The organism is Mesorhizobium sp. P2_F5 (assembly GCF_056403715.1).
The window spans coordinates 1-15,114 of the sequence record NZ_JBFUEY010000026.1 but is presented as its reverse complement, the minus strand read 5'-3'; the positions used below and the strand labels follow the sequence as shown (position 1 = coordinate 15,114).

Here is a 15,114-nt window from a genome sequence, read left to right as displayed (position 1 = left end):
TCGAAACAGTCTCGGCCGGGCATGATGCTGGAGCGGGCATCGAACCATGAGCGAATTCGACTTTGGCGCCCGCCGCGCCTCTGAATTTCGCCAACGCAGCTTCTGGGCGCTGTTCGCCGAACGGCATCCGGAGGAACGCGCATCCATGGCGCGGCGCGGGCCGTGGTTCTGGCAGCGCGGGCTGCCCGATTTCGCCCTGGTCCTGTCCATGTATGTCGCGCCGGCGCAAAACCATGTCGGCGTCTTCTTCGGCCGCAACGAGAAGTTCGGCGCCACTGAAGCCTGGTCGCGGCTGAAGCCGTTCCAGCCGGCAGTCGAAGACAGGCTGAAGCTCAGGCCCGAACAGAGTTGCGAGGGCCTCGGCATCAATTCGATGTGGCGGGTGAACTGCTATGCCGAGGACAACTGGCCGGCCATGGCCGACTGGCTGGTGACGGAATGCTCGCGTTTCGAGCGCGCCGTCACCGAGGTGCTGGGACAGGCTGAGACCGCCTGGCGCTAGTTCGGTTTCGGCGCGTCGCGGCCGATCTCGTCCAGATGCTGCTGCAGCGCCATGTGATCGAGCGCGTCCATCGGCAGGTTGGTGAACAGCGAGATGCGGTTGTTGAGCATGCGATAGGCATCGGCGAAGGCCAGATGCATCTCGGCGTCGGTGCCTTGCGCCTTGGCCGGATCCGGTATCGCCCACAGCGCGGTCATAGGATGACCGGGCCAGACCGGGCAGGATTCATTGGCGGTGCTGTCGCAGACCGTGAAGACGAAATCCATTTCCGGCGCGTCAGGCTCTGCAAATTCGTCCCAGCCTTTCGAGCGGGCGAAGCCGGTGTCGTAGTTGAGGCTTTCGAGCAGCTGCAGCGCGTAGGGATTGACGGTGCCCTTCGGCTGGGAGCCGGCGGAGAAGGCCTTGAATTTCTCGGCGCCGATCCGATTGAGGATGGCTTCGCCCATGATCGAGCGCGCCGAATTGGCGTTGCATAAGAACAGCACGTTGTAGCTTTTGTCGCTCATCAAAAACCTCCCCTGCAGGCGACCGGGATGAAGGAACGGCACGTTGTGCAAGTTAGCTTTGCTGCGGATGCGGGCAAGGGGCGGGCTCGAAAAGATTTCGCGATTGTTTGGCGATCGGCAAGACATATGCTTCAACGCGCCTGATCATTATGCGGCGTTGACAGACCTGCCGCTCTCGGGATCGTTGCGGGTTCCGGATGGGATAGTTTGATGCAGGGACCAGCGGGCAGTGAAGACGGCAAGACGGGCGGAGCCGCCGGCTTCTTCCGCTCGCGCTGGCATGGCGCGGTGCCGCTCGACCGGTTGTTCTGGCGCGACATGGTCGTTGTCGGCACCGCGATCAACGTCGTATCGTCGGTGGTTGCACTCATCCTGCTCGGGCTGAAGCTGCCGTTGGCAGTGGTGCTGGCCGTGCATTTCGCGCCGGTGCCCTACAACATCTTCCTGACCCTGGCTGTCTGGCGCATTGCGGAAAAGGCCGGCGGCGGCAAGGCCTCGCTGATGATGCTCGGTTCCGCGCTATGGTTGATCCTGGTGGTCGTTGTCTGAGACGCCGGCTGGGCACGAAAAAGGGCGGCCGGAGCCGCCCTTTGCAGGAGATGATGACCGGGTTGCGGTTTAAGCCGCCGGCTCGAATTTCAGCGCCACGCCGTTGATGCAATAGCGCAGGCCGGTCGGAGGCGGGCCGTCGTCGAAGACATGGCCGAGATGGCTGCCGCAGCGGGCGCAGTGGCATTCGGTGCGGACCATGCCGTAGCTGCGGTCGACAGTGTTTTCGACCGAACCTGGCACCGGGTCGTTGAAGCTCGGCCAGCCGGTGCCGCTCTCGAACTTCAGCTTGGATTCGAACAGCGGCTGGTCGCAGCCGACGCAGGAAAAGGTGCCGGCGCGCTTCTCGTAGAGCAGGGCGCAGCTTCCGGGACGTTCGGTGCCGTGGCCGCGCATGATCGCATATTGCTCCGGCGTCAGGCGGGCACGCCATTCGGCGTCGGTGCGGGTAACGGGGTAGGTGTGGGTGTCCATTCAATCTCCTCAGCCTTGGCGGCTTGTTGTTGGTTGCAATCTGTCTTCGCTCCAAGATAGGGGTTTGTTACAGGTTCGGCCAGCGCCGCGACGTGCCTGAGCCTCAATGCTTGCGTGAAAGCTGCTTCGTCGCGGCTTCGAGCCCTGCCAGCGTCAGCGGGAACATGCGGCCGCCGAAGAGGTCGCGGATCATGGCGATCGAATGGGTGAAGCCCCAATTCTTGGGGTTTTCCGGGTTCAGCCACACCGCATTCGGCCATTGCTGCAGCAAACGGCCGAGCCAGACGCTGCCGGCTTCCGGGTTCCAATGTTCGACCGAACCGCCGGGATGCGCAATCTCGTAAGGGCTCATCGAGGCGTCGCCGACGACGATCACCTTGTAGTCTGGGCCGTATTTGTGAAGCAGGTCGAAAGTCGGGATCGTCTCGGAATGCCTGCGGCGATTGTCCTTCCAGACGCCCTCGTAGAGGCAGTTGTGGAAGTAAAAATATTCGAGCTGGCGGAATTCGGCGCGGGCGGCCGAAAACAGTTCCTCGACACTTTTGATGTGGTCATCCATCGAGCCGCCGACATCGAAGAACATCAACAGCTTCACGGCGTTGCGCCGTTCGGGGCGCGTCTGCACGTCGAGATAGCCATGCTCGGCGGTGGCGTGGATGGTGCCGGGCAGGTCGAACTCTTCCTCCGCGCCCTCGCGCACCCAGCGGCGCAGGCGCTTCAGCGCCACTTTGATGTTGCGGGTGCCGAGCTCGACCGCATCGTCGAAATTCCTGAACTCGCGCTTGTCCCAGACCTTTACCGCGCGGCGGTTGCGGCTTTCATGCTGGCCGATGCGCACGCCTTCGGGATTGTAGCCATAGGCGCCGAAAGGCGATGTGCCGCCAGTACCGATCCATTTCGAACCGCCCTGGTGCCGGCCCTTCTGTTCCTCCAGCCGCTGCTTCAGCGTCTCCATCAGTTTGTCGAAACCGCCGAGAGCCTCGACCAGCTTTTTCTCCTCCTCGGTCAGGTGCTTTTCAGCGAGACGGCGCAGCCATTCTTCCGGAATGTTGGCGACGTCAATGGCGTCCGGTCCGGTGAGCGCCTCGACACCTTTGAAGACATGCGCAAACACCTGATCGAAGCGGTCGATATGGCGCTCGTCCTTCACCAAAGCGGCGCGGGCGAGGTAATAAAAACCCTCGACGTCATAGTCGACCAGCCCGGCCTCCAGCCCTTCCAGCAACGACAGATATTCCCTGAGCGAAACGGGAACCCGCGCGGCCTTCAGTTCGAGGAAGAAGGGAAGGAACATGGTTGGCCGTTATCTATGTCCTTCGATCTTCTCTCGTGCCGCACTAGCGATGAAGGCGGAACGCGTGAGGCCGCGCCGACCGGCTTCCTCGTCGATCGCAGCCAAAAGACCCGCGTCGAGCGACAGATTAGCCCGCACCGGCCGGCCGGAATCAATCAATACCGGGATCATCACGGCGGACTCTCCCGCTGTGCTGTCGATTTCACCCTGTCCGAGCAGCTCAGCAACGGTATTCGGTCCCGGCAAGGGCAAGTGTTTCGCCAAGTGCGCTTCGACCCATTCACGCACGGCCGACGTCACATCGGCGATGGCCTCTTCAGGGCTTGCGCCGCCGCCATGGCACCCCGGAAGGTCAGGGACTCGGACACCCCAGACATCGTCCGCGCCATCGAGAATTCCGATATAGTGCGCCATGTGCTTGGTCCTCAAATCCATCCTGCCAGCCGAGCGATCGACCGGGCAACGCCAGGAGATTGCTCACGGTGCCGAGGTACGATGAGCATCACCTCAGGCTTGTCCGGATGCTCATATTTGTCGTGCTTGCCGCCGCCGACACCTACCCAACCCTCGCGCAAAAGCCTCGCGATGATCTTGCGCGTATTGGTCTCGATCAGCGGCATCGCTCACCCACGTATGCGCAATATATTGCGCAATAGCTGTTATTTCAACTGGGTGTCTATCTACAGCAGATCGTACTCGATGAAGCCCGTCCGCCGGGCGACATGGTCGTAGAGCTTGCGGGCGGTGATGTTGGTTTCGTGGGTCATCCAGTAGACGTTCTTGACGCCGATCTTGCCGGCTTCCTGCTTGACCGCTTCGATCAGCGCCGCACCGATGCCCTTGCCGCGCACCTCAGGGTCGGCGAACAGGTCCTGCAGGTAGCAGTTGTTTTTCTCCGACCAGCCGGAGCGGTGATAGAGATAGTGGGTCAGGCCGACCGCCTTGCCGTCGAGGGTGGCGATAAATCCCTTCGGCTCGAATTCACCTTCCGTGAACAGCCGCTTCCAGGTGATCTCGTAGACCTCGTCCGGCAGCTTGGTTTCGTAGAAGGTGAGGTAGGCGGTCCACAGCCGCCGCCAGTCGGCGTGGTCGGACTGTGCCAAAAGGCGGACGGTGATCTCGGTCATTTCGGTTCCTCCAAAGCTTGATCCGTTCCGGCGGAATCAGATCCAGTACAGCTTCGCCTAAATCACCGGCGAATTGTACTCGCGAAATGCGGTCGCCAGCACATGCAGCGCCTCGCGCGCTCGTGGCGCCAGTGTGTGCGAATGCAGGACCACTTCGGATGGGTCAAGCGGCGGCAGGCCAAGCTTGCGGCCAATCTCGACCAGGCCGGGAGGAACGACGCGGTGGGCCAGCGCCGAAACGGCAAAGCCCGCCGACACCGCAATGTTGACGGCCGCACCGCCGCCGCCGACGAAGGCTTCCTCCCAGGCGATGCCTGCCTTGTCCAGCGTCTCGACTGCTCGCACACGATCCGGGCAGCTGCATATTGTGCTTAGAAGCGCCAGGCGTAACGGCGTACCGCGCTGCCATTCGAAGGACGGGGTCGCGAACCAGCCATAATGGTTGCGCGACAAGGTCCGGCCCGGACGGCTGTCGCCTTCGCGGTGGACGATGATCGCATCGAGTTCGCCGCGATCGAATGCTTCCTTCAGAATGGTGCTGGTGTCGATTCTCAAACTGAGCGTTAGCGATGGATCGTGCGCGTGGAGCTGGGCGATCAGGACGGAGAGCTCGGGGCCGGCGACATGGTCGACAAAGCCGAGCGCGAGCCGACAAGGCGCTTCGGCAAACTCGGCCATGGCGCGCTCATGCGCGGCCAGGAAATCGCGCGCGGAGGGCAGGAAAACAGCGCCCTTAGCCGACAGGCTGACGCGGCGCGGGGTCCGTTCGATCAGCCGCGCTCCGAGCTTTTCCTCGAGCCGGCGCAGCTTGACGCTGATCGTCGCCTGGGTGCTGCCGAGCGCTGCGGCGGCACGGGTGAAGCTCTGCAGGTCGGCCACCATCACGAAGGTGCGAACGGCATCGACATCAAGGCTGGTCATTTACGAGCCTTCCATTGGGAAGCATGCCAATTTGTCATTTCTGATATAGCCAACCATAGCCTTTTTTCATGATCAAGTCTCCTCTATTTCAGCTTGATCGCGGTTTGAAGAGCTTCACCGCCCCATGTTCCGATGGAGAGAGATCGATATGCCGTTGCCCATTCAACGAAACACCATTGCGCTTACAGGCGTCTGCCTGGCGTCGCTGCTGTTCGGGCTCGAGATCTCCAGCGTGCCGGTGATCCTGCCGAAACTCGAAAGCGTGCTCGCCGCCGATTTCAGGGATCTGCAGTGGATCATGAATGCCTACACCATTGCTTGCACGACGGTGCTGATGGCCACGGGGACATTGGCCGACCGCTTCGGCCGCAAGAGCGTGATGGTGATCACCACCGTCGCCTTCGGCCTCGCTTCGCTGCTGTGCGGCCTCGCCCCCAGCGCGCCGCTGCTGATCGCTGCCCGCTTCCTGCAAGGCCTTGCCGGCGGCGCGATGCTGACCTGCAGCGTGGCGGTGCTGTCGCACCAGTTCCAGGAACGGAAAGGCGCGCGGCAAGGCTTTTGTCGCCTGGAGCGTCGTCGCGGGCATCGGGCTTGGGTTCGGTCCCGCCATCGGCGGTCTGATCGTGGCGCTGTCGAACTGGCAGTGGGTCTTCCTCATCCACGTGCCGCTGGCGATCCTGGCGCTCGCCTTCATCGGCGCCGGTGTTACGCAATCGCGCGATCACAACGCCCAGAGGCTCGACTGGGCCGGCATGCTGACGCTGTCAGCCGCTGTCTTCGGCTTCTCCTATCTGATCACCCAAGGCGCGGATCTCGGAGCCAGTGCCCGCATCGGCGTGATTGCGGCGGCGGTGGCGGCCTTCATCGCTTTCCTTGTCGCCGAGTGGGTCAATCCCTATCCGATGTTCGATTTTTCGGTGTTTCGCATCCGCCAGTTTTCGGGCGCGATCATGGGCGCGATCGGCATGAATTTCAGCTACTGGCCGTTCATCATCTATCTGCCGATCTATTATTCGGGCGTGCTCGGCTATGACAGCACGACGACCGGCCTTTTGCTGCTCGTCTACACGCTGCCCTTCATGGTGATGCCGCCGATCGCCGAGCGCATTCGCGCGCGCTATCAGGCGCGGATCGCCATCCCGCTCGGCCTTTTGACATTGGGGATCGGCTTCATCGCCATGTGGATCGGCTCCGGGCTCGAAGGGGCGACCTGGCTGACCATGCTGCCCGGCACGCTGATCGCCGGCATCGGCATCGGCCTCACCAATTCGCCGACCACCAACACCACGACCGGCGCGGTGTCGCCGGATCGCGCGGGCATGGCGTCCGGCATCGATATCAGCGCACGCCTGATCACGCTCGCCATCAACATCGCGGTGCTCGGCCTGCTGCTGACGCAGGGTATCGTTTCTTACTTGCGGACCACACTCGGTGCGGCCTTGGAGCCGAACGAGTTGCAGGCGCTGGCGGAAAGGATCGCCACCGGAAATCTCCACAACCTCGCGCAGGGGACGCCGAAGCTCGCAACCCTCGATCCCTCCGGCGCCATCGTGCACGCAGCTCTGGTCAATGGTTTCAGCTGGGTCATGCTCTATTGCGGAATCGGCGTTCTTGCCCTGTCGGTCATCGGCTTCGTCATCTTCGGACCAAAGCGCGTCGCGCCGCAGGAGCGAGGGTTTGCTCCCGCTGAGTAAGCGGCGGAAGCCGGCTCATGGCTGTCAGCTCAGCCCGCCGTCCTCATCCCTGCCGCCTGGCCAAGAAGGCCAGGCGTTCGAACAGGTGCACGTCCTGCTCGTTCTTTAGGAGTGCGCCATGGAGCTTGGGCAGCGCGTTCTTGGGGTCGGCGCGCAGATCCTCGGGTGCTATGTCGTCGGCGACCAGCAGGCGAATCCAGTCTAGCGCTTCGGAGGTCGACGGCTTCTTCTTCAGCCCCGGCACGTCGCGGATTTCGTAGAACTGGGTCAGGGCTGCCCGCACCAGATTCTGCTTGATGCCGGGATAGTGGACGTCGACGATTTTGTGCAGCGTCTCGACATCGGGAAAACGGATATAGTGGAAGAAGCAGCGGCGCAGGAAGGCGTCGGGCAATTCCTTCTCATTGTTGGAGGTGATGATGACAATGGGGCGCACAGCGGCGCGGATCGTCTCGCCGGTCTCGTAGACGAAGAACTCCATCCGATCGAGTTCCTGCAACAGATCGTTGGGAAACTCAATGTCGGCCTTGTCGATCTCATCGATCAACAGCACGACCTTCTTTCCGGCCGCGAAGGCCTCCCAAAGCTTACCGCGCTTGATGTAGTTCCTGATGTCATTGAAGCGCTCGTCGCCAAGCTGGCTGTCGCGCAGCCGCGAGACCGCGTCATATTCATAGAGCCCCTGCTGCGCCCGCGTCGTCGACTTGACGTGCCATTCGATCAGGTCGAGGCCGAGTGCCGAAGCCAGCTGGCGAGCAAGCTCGGTCTTGCCGGTCCCGGGCTCGCCCTTGACCAGCAAGGGCCGCTCCAGCGCGATCGCCGCGTTGACCGCCACCATCAGATCCTTGTCGGCGACATAGGCCGCCGTGCCTTCAAAACGCATTCTTGCTCCTCGGTTGGTCATCGCGACCGTAAGGACGCCGCCCGGCCTGTGCAAGGGCGAGCCGGCTGCGACGAAAGGGTGTGACATCCGAAATGGAAACATCGGCTCGTGTCACTGGCGCTTAACCGACCAGCAGCCTATATTGGGCTTGGCGATCTGCGCTTCCCGGCAGGAGAACATTTTCCCCGGGGCCTTAACGATCCTTAGGGAGCTGTCCCTGGGAAGACCCGTGGGTTTTCTCATACGGCGCCCACCTACTTTGTAGGTTCCCGGGATCGCTCTCTCCACCGGTTGTGTGGATCGTCACTTGTTGCCTGTATCCACGTGTTTGGTGGATGATGCGGTAGAAAACGTCGCTCTTAAAGCTCCAACAGAAACCGACCTTTTCTATCGTTTGGCGCATGGCACCCTCAAAAGACCTGAAAAAACAACTGCGCCGCGAAGCCCTCGGCCGCCGTGATGCGCTCGATCCGATGTGGCGGGTGGAGATCGCACTTGAGATGGCCGAGACGGCGCGCGATCACCTCGCTATCGAGCCTGGCCAGATCGTTTCAGCTTTCTGGCCGATGCGATCGGAAGTCGACGTCAGGCCGCTGATGTTTGCCTTGCGCGAGAAGGGAGCCAGGCTTTGCCTGCCGGCCATCCTCGACAAGAGCACAATCGTCTTTCGCGAACTGGTGCGCGGCGCGCCGATGGTCGAGATGGGTTTTGGCACGGTCGGTCCCCATGAGGAAGCCGAGGTGCTCGATCCCGCGGTAATGCTGGTGCCGTTAGCCGCCTTCGACGCTCGCGGCCATCGCATCGGCTACGGCGCCGGCTATTACGACCGCGCCATCGCCAGGCTGATCGATAAGGGCCAGCCGCCACGGCTGATCGGCATCGCCTTCGATTGCCAGGAGGTGGCGCAAGTGCCGGACGAGAACCATGACGTGATCATCCCGGAAATACTCACGGAGAGCGGGTTGCGCCGCTTCGATATCGCTTAAAAATCGCGATCCGTTTAACGTGTTTCCAAGACATGCCGGATAGTATTCCTGCAATACAATCCGAGCCGATGGCGGCCATCATGTTTGTCTTTGCACGCTTCCTGCTGATGCCGTTCGTCCTCATCGCGGTGACGCTGTTCGCGATGGGCTTGCACATCGTCGGAACAACCTTGCATCACCAGTTCGCCTGGCATCGGACGGTTGCCACCGTGACGGATGTCAGTCCTTACAGCGAAACGCAGAGGAATGGCCTGACCACCGAAGGCATCAATGTTGCCGTCACCTACATGGCGAACAATGCGCCGATGACCTGGTCCGGCAAGGGGAAGATCATCGGTCTCTACACGGCGTCCAAAGGCGACAAGGTGGAACTTTACTACGACCCAGGCGATCCATCGACCCTCGATACTGCCGCAATGAAAGGCTGGCGCGGCGGGTTGTTGCTCCTTGCCGTTACCGGCGGCTTTACCGTGTTCTACGTCTGGTTCTTTTGGCTGCGCGGACGCAGCGCGCCGCCGATGATGCCATCGGCTGTTCGCGTTGCGGGCTCGGACGCCAAGCCGCCTCAGCAGCAGCGTGATACTTTCGGCCGGCGTTAGCGCCAATCGCCCGGGTAGCGCTTGCCTAGCGTCCGCACCTCTGGATAGAAGTGGGCATGAGACTTCTCTTCCTCGGCGACATGGTGGGCAAATCGGGACGTACGGCAGTGTGGGAACAACTGCCTGGCCTGATCTCCGATTTCAAACTCGATTTCGTCATCGTCAACGGTGAGAACGCCGCCGGCGGCTTTGGCATCACCGAAGACATTTTCCGCGACACCATCGCCGCCGGCGCCGATGTCGTCACCACCGGCAATCATGTCTGGGATCAGCGCGACGCGCTGATCTTTGCTCCGCGCGAGGAGCGCTTCCTGCGCCCGTCCAATTTCCCCAAGGGCACGCCGGGGCGCGGTTCCGGCGTCTATATCGCCAAAAACGGAGCGCGCGTGCTGGTCGCCAACATTATGGGTCGGGTGTTCATGCATCCCGAGCTCGACGACCCGTTCCAGGCCGGTGAGCGCGAGCTTGCCGCCTGTCCGCTGGGCGAGCAGGCCGATGCGGTGGTCATCGATTTCCACGCCGAGGCGACCTCGGAGAAAATGTGCTTCGCGCATTTCGTCGACGGCCGCGCCAGCGTCGTCATCGGCACCCATACGCACCAGCCGACCGCCGACCACCAGATTCTCAATGGCGGCACCGGCTACATGTCCGACGCCGGCATGTGCGGCGATTATGATTCCTCGCTCGGCATGGACAAGGAAGAGCCGCTCAACCGGTTCCTGTCGAAAGTGCCGAAAGGCCGGTTCGAGGCGGCGACCGGACCGGCGACATTGTGTGGCATCGGCGTCGATATTTCCGACCGCACCGGCCTGACCGAGAAGATCGCGCCGTTTCGTCGCGGGCCGCGGCTCGAAGAAACCGCGCCATCCTTCTGGTCGTGACATTGATATAGTCGAGTACAGTACCTAACTGGCGACGAAACTGCTCTAGATCGTTAAAGAGGGGACGACCTCCATGCAGCTGATCGAATTCTTTGCGCCGCATTTTCAATTCGTTTCCGACCCCACCGCCTGGGTCGCGTTGCTGACGCTGATTGTGCTCGAGGTCGTGCTCGGCATCGACAATCTGATCTTCATCTCGATCCTGACCAACAAATTGCCGGAAGCGCAGCGCGCCCGCGCCCGCCGTCTCGGCATCTCGGCGGCGCTGATCATGCGGCTGGTGCTGCTCGCCACCATTTCCATCATCGTCCAGCTGACGACGCCGGTCTTCACCGCTTTCAGCCATGGTTTTTCCTGGCGCGACCTGATCCTGATCGCCGGGGGCCTGTTCCTGGTGTGGAAGGCGACCAAGGAAATCCATCACACGGTCGATCCCGAAGACCATAAGGACACGATGCTGGGCGAGACGCTGCAGATCTCGCTTGCCGGCGCCATCTTCCAGATACTGCTGCTCGACCTCGTCTTTTCCATCGATTCGATCATCACCGCCGTCGGCATGACCGACGAGATCGCCATCATGTACATCGCTGTCATCGTGGCGGTGAGCGTGATGATGCTGGCGGCCGGGCCACTAGCCAATTTCATCGCCAAGAACCCGAGCATCGTCATGCTGGCGCTGGGCTTCCTGCTGATGATCGGCATGACGCTGATCGCCGACGGCATGGGCTACCATGTGCCCAAGGGCTACATCTACGCCGCCATGGGTTTCTCGGCGCTGGTCGAGGGGCTCAACATGCTGGCAAGGCGGCGCAGGAAATCCGGCGGCGGGCACTGAGAGCCATGGCACCCAAGAACCTCGATCGAGATCAGCGCGATCAGTTGGCCAAGCTGGCTGATTTGCCTGACAGCGAGATCGATACGTCGGACATTCCGGAAGCTCCGGTCGAGAATTGGATTTGGGCCTATCGTGGCGCTAACAGGTCGAGCGGCGAACGCTGTGTCTGGACGAATTGAGCCGATTTATCTATAAGCCGGCCATTCCGAGAAAGAGCGCCGTATGCCTTCGCAGGCATACGAAAGACGTTCTGAGATTTAAATTCGAGCATTTGCGGGAAGGCTGGGCATCGTCGCCTCGCTTCGCGATGCTCTAGCCGAAGACGACAGGGGTGCCATGGCTGGCCATTCACAGTTCAAGAACATCATGCACCGCAAGGGCCGCCAGGACGCGGTGCGGTCGAAAATGTTTTCCAAGCTGGCGCGCGAAATCACCGTCGCCGCCAAGAGCGGGACGCCCGATCCGTCGATGAACCCGCGCCTGCGCCTGGCGATCCAGAACGCCAAGGCGGTGTCGATGCCCAAGGACAACATCCAGCGCGCCATCAACAAGGCGTCGATGGGCGATGCCGAGAATTACGAAGCGGTGCGCTATGAAGGCTATGGGCCGGGCGGCGTGGCGCTGATCGTCGAGGCGCTGACCGACAACCGCAACCGTTCGGCTTCGAACGTGCGCGCCGCCTTCACCAAGGCCGGCGGGGCGCTCGGCGAAACCGGCTCGGTGTCGTTCATGTGGAACCGCGCCGGCGAGATCTACTATCCGGCCTCTGCCGGCAGCGCCGACAAGGTGATGGACGCGGCGATCGAGGCCGGCGCCGATGACGTGGAATCGGACGAGGAAGGCCACACCATCTACTGTGCCTTCGAGAGCATGGGCGAAGTGTCGAAGGCGCTGGAAGCCTCGCTCGGCGAGGCCGAATCGGTGAAGCCGATCTGGCAGCCGCAGAACAATGTTCCCGTCGACGAGGAGCGAGCACAGTCGCTGATGAAGCTGGTCGCGACGCTCGAGGACGATGACGACGTGCAGAGCGTCTATGCCAATTTCGAAGTCGATGACGAGACCATGGCCAAGCTCAGCGCGGCGTGATCGATCAGGATATGAGCGAGTCTCAATCCGATATGAGTGAAAAGGTGCTGCCCACCATCCGCATCACCTATTGCACGCAGTGCCAATGGCTGCTGCGGGCCGGCTGGATGGCGCAGGAGCTGCTCTCCACCTTCGGCACGGATCTCGGCGAAGTGACGCTGGTACCCGGCACCGGCGGCATCTTCACCATCTCCTGCAACGATCAGTCTATCTGGGACCGCAAGCGCGACGGCGGCTTTCCCGACGCCGCCAAGCTCAAGCAGCTGGTGCGCGATGTCATCGATCCGGACCGCGATCTAGGCCATTCCGACCGCAAGGCCTAATCTGCGTCGATATTCAGGTGAGGCCGGCCTGCAAATGGCGGATACCTGCGCTTCCGGTGCTCACGTACTTGAGTACGCTCCGCTCCGGTTCTCGGTATCCACCATTTTCGACGCGGCCTGACCTGAATCTCAACACAGCTTACGTTGCTTAACGACTTTCAGAGCAATGCGAAGATGAAGCAGGCCATCGACACGATGGCGGTGATGGTGCGGACGTGGTTCCACATCACCCATTGGTTCAGATGGTTCGCCCACACGGTGGCGCCATTGGCGCTGGCGGGGTCGACGGCCGCGAGCGCGTCGTTGAGCGGCACATTGAAGACCATCGTCACGATCGGGTTGCCGATCAGGTAGATCACCGCGCCGGCAAGCAACCAGTAGGAGCCCGACTGGCTCCAGCCCATGATGACGGCGGCGATAAGCACCAGGCAGAGCAGGCCGGTGCCGAACAGCGCCGTCATGAAGGTCGGGGTGATCACCGTGATGTTGATCGAATTCATCGCCGCGATGCCTTGAGGGACGGGCAGCCGGGCAAGCGCCGCCATGACGAAGTTGGAAAAGGCGAAGAACACGCCGCCGACGACGCCCGAGCCGATTGCGGCAATGATGGTGAGAGTGGGAAGAAGCCTGATCATCTCAGTTACTCCAGATGCCGGTTGCGGCGGTTTCATTTGCGTAGGCGGAAAAGTCTTTCGGCGCACGGCCAAGCACGCGCTGGACGCCATCGGTTAGCGCCTCGTTGCGGCCGTCAAGCACTTCGGTGAACAGCTCGTTGAGCAACCAGGTGATTTCGGGCGGCAGTTCATATGCGGCCATCGCGGCGGTGAATTCGTCATGCGAGACCTTGACATAGCGGATGTCGCGGCCGGCCGCCTTGGCGATCTCGGCCACCGCGCCGGCGAAGCTCAGGAGCCGCGGCCCGGTCAGTTCATAGAGCTGGCCGACATGGCCTGGCCCGGTCAGCGCGACGAAGGCCGCGTCGGCAATGTCGTCGGCATCGATAAAGGGCTCACCGACATTACCGACTGGCAAGGCCACTTCGCCCCCGAGCAAGGACTCGACGAGAAAGCCTTCGCTGAAGTTCTGCGAAAACCAGGCGCAGCGCAGGATCGTCCAGTCGGCGCCCGAGGCTTTGACCATCTCTTCGGCGCGCTGGGCCTCGGTCTCGCCGCGGCCGGAGAGCAGCACCAGCCGGGTGACGCCATTGGCCACTGCAAGCCTGGCGAAGGCACCGACGGTCTCGGCGGCTCCCGGCACGGCGATGTCGGGATAGTAGCTGATGTAGATGGCGCTGACGCCTTGCATGGCCGGCCCCCAGGTCGCCGGAACTTCCCAGTCGAAGCGTGGGCTGCCCGAGCGCGAGCCGATGCGCACGGGAACGCCCTTTGCGGTCAGTCGCTCGGCCAGGCGACGGCCGGTCTTGCCGGTGCCGCCGAGGATCAGGATTGGTTTTGAAGCTGTGTCAGTCATTTCGCTTTCCTCTCTTTTACAAACATGAGCAATCCTCACATTTGCAAAACGTGATAAACCCTCGTATTCTGCAAGTCAAGCGCGTTCGTTGAAAATTCTTGGAGGGACCATGGAAGGCAGGACCGTTGAGCAGGATGGGCAGGTCGGATCACCGCGCCGGGCGCCCAGCCAGCAACGCAGCCGCGAGCGGGTCGAGCGTATGCTGGCCGCCGCCTCGGCGCTGATTGCCGAACAAGGCAGCGACGCCATGCGCATGGGCGAGGTGGCGGAACGGGCAGAGGTGTCGATCGGTTCGCTCTACCAGTTCTTTCCCGACAAGCGGGCGATCGTCTGGGCGCTGGCCGAGCGCTACACCGCCGAAAGCCAGGCCTGCATCTCCTCGGCGCTCAAGGATGTCGTCGACGCCGAGGGTCTGCGGCAGGCGTTCTCAGAGCTGGTCGATATTTACTACCGGCTGTTCCTGGCCGAGCCGGTGATGCGCGACATATGGTCGGGCACCCAAGCCGACAAGGCGCTGCGCCAGCTCGAACTCGCCGACAGCCGGGCGAACGCGGAATTCCTGACCGCAGTGCTCAGGCGGCTGCAGCCCGGTGCCGATCCGGCGACGCTGGAGACGACGGCGTTTCTGGTCTGGCAGATGGGCGAAGCCGCGGTGCGGCTGGCGATCTCGGTCGACCGGCAGGAAGGCGACAGGCTGGTGGCCGCCTACAAGCGCATGGCGTTGAGGGAGTTGTTGGAAAGGTAGGCTCTCACCCTCCCCCTTGTGGGGAGGGTCGCTGCGAAGCAGCGGGGTGGGGGCGGCGCCGGACCCCCACCCGGACCTTCGGTCCGACCTCCCCACAAGGGCAGGGGAATCGCAGATAAGTTGATTGGCTATTGCCAAGCAGCAAAAGAAGGATTCTGGAGAGGCTTTCTCGAAGCAGAGGAGGCCGCAGTGCCGTTGGTTTTGTCGATCCTGCGAGAAGTACGCGATCCGCGCGACAT

20 protein-coding genes, 1 other RNA gene and 1 pseudogene are annotated in these 15,114 nt (G+C 62.1%); 12 read left to right on the top strand and 10 right to left on the bottom strand.

Annotated elements, in window-relative coordinates:
• Positions 1 to 46 precede the first annotated feature (46 nt).
• Positions 47 to 502 (top strand): hypothetical protein, encoded by a 456-nt coding sequence (locus tag AC1DYO_RS27360; protein ID WP_477267531.1) that lies wholly within the window; start codon positions 47 to 49, stop codon positions 500 to 502.
• Here the strand turns inward: AC1DYO_RS27360 and AC1DYO_RS27355 are convergent.
• On the bottom strand, positions 499 to 1,008 hold the full coding sequence (locus tag AC1DYO_RS27355; protein ID WP_477267530.1) for an arsenate reductase ArsC: 510 nt from the start codon (positions 1,006 to 1,008) through the stop codon (positions 499 to 501). The genes AC1DYO_RS27360 and AC1DYO_RS27355 overlap by 4 nt on opposite strands.
• Positions 1,009 to 1,218: 210 nt before the next feature.
• On the opposite strand from AC1DYO_RS27355, the gene AC1DYO_RS27350 reads away from it, so the two are divergent.
• Positions 1,219 to 1,557, top strand: coding sequence for a hypothetical protein (locus AC1DYO_RS27350; RefSeq protein ID WP_477267529.1), 339 nt, complete (start codon positions 1,219 to 1,221; stop codon positions 1,555 to 1,557).
• A gap of 69 nt (positions 1,558 to 1,626) precedes the next feature.
• On the opposite strand, the gene msrB is transcribed toward AC1DYO_RS27350, so the two are convergent.
• The 6 genes from msrB to AC1DYO_RS27320 form a co-directional block, all read right to left on the bottom strand.
• The gene (msrB, locus tag AC1DYO_RS27345) at positions 1,627 to 2,031 is read right to left on the bottom strand and encodes a peptide-methionine (R)-S-oxide reductase MsrB (RefSeq protein WP_477267528.1); all 405 of its coding nucleotides are present in this window, start codon (positions 2,029 to 2,031) and stop codon (positions 1,627 to 1,629) included.
• Between the two features lie 103 nt (positions 2,032 to 2,134).
• Entirely contained in the window at positions 2,135 to 3,325 is a 1,191-nt protein-coding gene (locus AC1DYO_RS27340; RefSeq protein WP_477267527.1) for a vWA domain-containing protein, read from the bottom strand.
• Between the two features lie 9 nt (positions 3,326 to 3,334).
• Positions 3,335 to 3,739 carry a type II toxin-antitoxin system HicB family antitoxin gene (locus AC1DYO_RS27335; RefSeq protein ID WP_181057740.1) on the bottom strand — a complete coding sequence of 135 codons (405 nt, stop codon included), beginning with the start codon at positions 3,737 to 3,739 and terminating at the stop codon, positions 3,335 to 3,337.
• 11 nt (positions 3,740 to 3,750) lie between these two features.
• The gene (locus tag AC1DYO_RS27330) at positions 3,751 to 3,945 is read right to left on the bottom strand and encodes a type II toxin-antitoxin system HicA family toxin (RefSeq protein ID WP_181057742.1); all 195 of its coding nucleotides are present in this window, start codon (positions 3,943 to 3,945) and stop codon (positions 3,751 to 3,753) included.
• Between the two features lie 60 nt (positions 3,946 to 4,005).
• The gene (locus AC1DYO_RS27325) at positions 4,006 to 4,452 is read right to left on the bottom strand and encodes an N-acetyltransferase family protein (RefSeq protein ID WP_477267526.1); all 447 of its coding nucleotides are present in this window, start codon (positions 4,450 to 4,452) and stop codon (positions 4,006 to 4,008) included.
• A 57-nt stretch (positions 4,453 to 4,509) separates the two neighbouring features.
• A complete protein-coding gene (locus AC1DYO_RS27320) occupies positions 4,510 to 5,373 on the bottom strand; it encodes a LysR family transcriptional regulator (RefSeq protein WP_477267525.1) in 864 nt (287 codons plus the stop codon).
• A gap of 148 nt (positions 5,374 to 5,521) precedes the next feature.
• Between AC1DYO_RS27320 and AC1DYO_RS27315 the strand changes: the two are divergent.
• A pseudogene (locus AC1DYO_RS27315) lies at positions 5,522 to 7,067 on the top strand (MFS transporter).
• A gap of 43 nt (positions 7,068 to 7,110) precedes the next feature.
• On the opposite strand, the gene AC1DYO_RS27310 reads toward AC1DYO_RS27315, so the two are convergent.
• Positions 7,111 to 7,950 (bottom strand): AAA family ATPase, encoded by an 840-nt coding sequence (locus AC1DYO_RS27310; RefSeq protein ID WP_477267524.1) that lies wholly within the window; start codon positions 7,948 to 7,950, stop codon positions 7,111 to 7,113.
• 150 nt (positions 7,951 to 8,100) lie between these two features.
• On the opposite strand from AC1DYO_RS27310, the gene ssrS reads away from it, so the two are divergent.
• The 8 genes from ssrS (at position 8,101) to AC1DYO_RS27270 (ending at position 12,660) form a co-directional block, all read left to right on the top strand.
• Positions 8,101 to 8,256, top strand: a non-coding RNA gene (ssrS, locus tag AC1DYO_RS27305) — 6S RNA.
• 95 nt (positions 8,257 to 8,351) lie between these two features.
• Positions 8,352 to 8,936 carry a 5-formyltetrahydrofolate cyclo-ligase gene (locus AC1DYO_RS27300; protein WP_477267523.1) on the top strand — a complete coding sequence of 195 codons (585 nt, stop codon included), beginning with the start codon at positions 8,352 to 8,354 and terminating at the stop codon, positions 8,934 to 8,936.
• A gap of 68 nt (positions 8,937 to 9,004) precedes the next feature.
• Positions 9,005 to 9,535: a hypothetical protein gene (locus tag AC1DYO_RS27295; RefSeq protein WP_477267522.1), complete on the top strand. Its 531-nt coding sequence runs from the start codon at positions 9,005 to 9,007 to the stop codon at positions 9,533 to 9,535.
• A 56-nt stretch (positions 9,536 to 9,591) separates the two neighbouring features.
• Complete coding sequence (locus tag AC1DYO_RS27290) at positions 9,592 to 10,416, top strand: TIGR00282 family metallophosphoesterase (RefSeq protein ID WP_477267521.1); 825 nt, start codon at positions 9,592 to 9,594, stop codon at positions 10,414 to 10,416.
• 73 nt (positions 10,417 to 10,489) lie between these two features.
• Positions 10,490 to 11,251 carry a TerC family protein gene (locus tag AC1DYO_RS27285; RefSeq protein WP_477267520.1) on the top strand — a complete coding sequence of 254 codons (762 nt, stop codon included), beginning with the start codon at positions 10,490 to 10,492 and terminating at the stop codon, positions 11,249 to 11,251.
• A 5-nt stretch (positions 11,252 to 11,256) separates the two neighbouring features.
• On the top strand, positions 11,257 to 11,430 hold the full coding sequence (locus AC1DYO_RS27280; RefSeq protein ID WP_477267519.1) for a hypothetical protein: 174 nt from the start codon (positions 11,257 to 11,259) through the stop codon (positions 11,428 to 11,430).
• Positions 11,431 to 11,587: 157 nt separating this feature from the next.
• Positions 11,588 to 12,337 carry a YebC/PmpR family DNA-binding transcriptional regulator gene (locus AC1DYO_RS27275; RefSeq protein WP_023668740.1) on the top strand — a complete coding sequence of 250 codons (750 nt, stop codon included), beginning with the start codon at positions 11,588 to 11,590 and terminating at the stop codon, positions 12,335 to 12,337.
• 32 nt (positions 12,338 to 12,369) lie between these two features.
• Positions 12,370 to 12,660, top strand: a complete 291-nt coding sequence (locus AC1DYO_RS27270; protein WP_477267567.1) for an Rdx family protein — start codon at positions 12,370 to 12,372, stop codon at positions 12,658 to 12,660.
• Positions 12,661 to 12,818: 158 nt separating this feature from the next.
• On the opposite strand, the gene AC1DYO_RS27265 is transcribed toward AC1DYO_RS27270, so the two are convergent.
• A complete protein-coding gene (locus AC1DYO_RS27265; protein WP_477267518.1) occupies positions 12,819 to 13,295 on the bottom strand; it encodes an anthrone oxygenase family protein in 477 nt (158 codons plus the stop codon).
• A 1-nt stretch (position 13,296) separates the two neighbouring features.
• Positions 13,297 to 14,130: an NAD(P)H-binding protein gene (locus tag AC1DYO_RS27260; protein ID WP_477267517.1), complete on the bottom strand. Its 834-nt coding sequence runs from the start codon at positions 14,128 to 14,130 to the stop codon at positions 13,297 to 13,299.
• A gap of 109 nt (positions 14,131 to 14,239) precedes the next feature.
• On the opposite strand from AC1DYO_RS27260, the gene AC1DYO_RS27255 reads away from it, so the two are divergent.
• Positions 14,240 to 14,875, top strand: a complete 636-nt coding sequence (locus AC1DYO_RS27255) for a TetR/AcrR family transcriptional regulator (RefSeq protein WP_477267516.1) — start codon at positions 14,240 to 14,242, stop codon at positions 14,873 to 14,875.
• Positions 14,876 to 15,114 lie beyond the last annotated feature (239 nt).

Bases quoted from the DNA above. Each gene is read 5' to 3' on its own strand.
- AC1DYO_RS27310 (WP_477267524.1), bottom strand. From the start codon at position 7,950: ATGCGTTTTGAAGGCACGGCGGCCTATGTCGCCGACAAGGATCTGATG.
- AC1DYO_RS27260 (WP_477267517.1), bottom strand. From the start codon at position 14,130: ATGACTGACACAGCTTCAAAACCAATCCTGATCCTCGGCGGCACCGGC.
- AC1DYO_RS27280 (WP_477267519.1), top strand. From the start codon at position 11,257: ATGGCACCCAAGAACCTCGATCGAGATCAGCGCGATCAGTTGGCCAAG.
- AC1DYO_RS27330 (WP_181057742.1), bottom strand. From the start codon at position 3,945: ATGCCGCTGATCGAGACCAATACGCGCAAGATCATCGCGAGGCTTTTG.
- AC1DYO_RS27295 (WP_477267522.1), top strand. From the start codon at position 9,005: ATGGCGGCCATCATGTTTGTCTTTGCACGCTTCCTGCTGATGCCGTTC.
- AC1DYO_RS27290 (WP_477267521.1), top strand. From the start codon at position 9,592: ATGAGACTTCTCTTCCTCGGCGACATGGTGGGCAAATCGGGACGTACG.
- AC1DYO_RS27255 (WP_477267516.1), top strand. From the start codon at position 14,240: ATGGAAGGCAGGACCGTTGAGCAGGATGGGCAGGTCGGATCACCGCGC.
- AC1DYO_RS27355 (WP_477267530.1), bottom strand. From the start codon at position 1,008: ATGAGCGACAAAAGCTACAACGTGCTGTTCTTATGCAACGCCAATTCG.
- AC1DYO_RS27360 (WP_477267531.1), top strand. From the start codon at position 47: ATGAGCGAATTCGACTTTGGCGCCCGCCGCGCCTCTGAATTTCGCCAA.
- AC1DYO_RS27320 (WP_477267525.1), bottom strand. From the start codon at position 5,373: ATGACCAGCCTTGATGTCGATGCCGTTCGCACCTTCGTGATGGTGGCC.
- AC1DYO_RS27275 (WP_023668740.1), top strand. From the start codon at position 11,588: ATGGCTGGCCATTCACAGTTCAAGAACATCATGCACCGCAAGGGCCGC.
- AC1DYO_RS27350 (WP_477267529.1), top strand. From the start codon at position 1,219: ATGCAGGGACCAGCGGGCAGTGAAGACGGCAAGACGGGCGGAGCCGCC.
- msrB (WP_477267528.1), bottom strand. From the start codon at position 2,031: ATGGACACCCACACCTACCCCGTTACCCGCACCGACGCCGAATGGCGT.
- AC1DYO_RS27300 (WP_477267523.1), top strand. From the start codon at position 8,352: ATGGCACCCTCAAAAGACCTGAAAAAACAACTGCGCCGCGAAGCCCTC.
- AC1DYO_RS27325 (WP_477267526.1), bottom strand. From the start codon at position 4,452: ATGACCGAGATCACCGTCCGCCTTTTGGCACAGTCCGACCACGCCGAC.
- AC1DYO_RS27285 (WP_477267520.1), top strand. From the start codon at position 10,490: ATGCAGCTGATCGAATTCTTTGCGCCGCATTTTCAATTCGTTTCCGAC.
- AC1DYO_RS27265 (WP_477267518.1), bottom strand. From the start codon at position 13,295: ATGATCAGGCTTCTTCCCACTCTCACCATCATTGCCGCAATCGGCTCG.
- AC1DYO_RS27335 (WP_181057740.1), bottom strand. From the start codon at position 3,739: ATGGCGCACTATATCGGAATTCTCGATGGCGCGGACGATGTCTGGGGT.
- AC1DYO_RS27270 (WP_477267567.1), top strand. From the start codon at position 12,370: ATGAGTGAAAAGGTGCTGCCCACCATCCGCATCACCTATTGCACGCAG.
- AC1DYO_RS27340 (WP_477267527.1), bottom strand. From the start codon at position 3,325: ATGTTCCTTCCCTTCTTCCTCGAACTGAAGGCCGCGCGGGTTCCCGTT.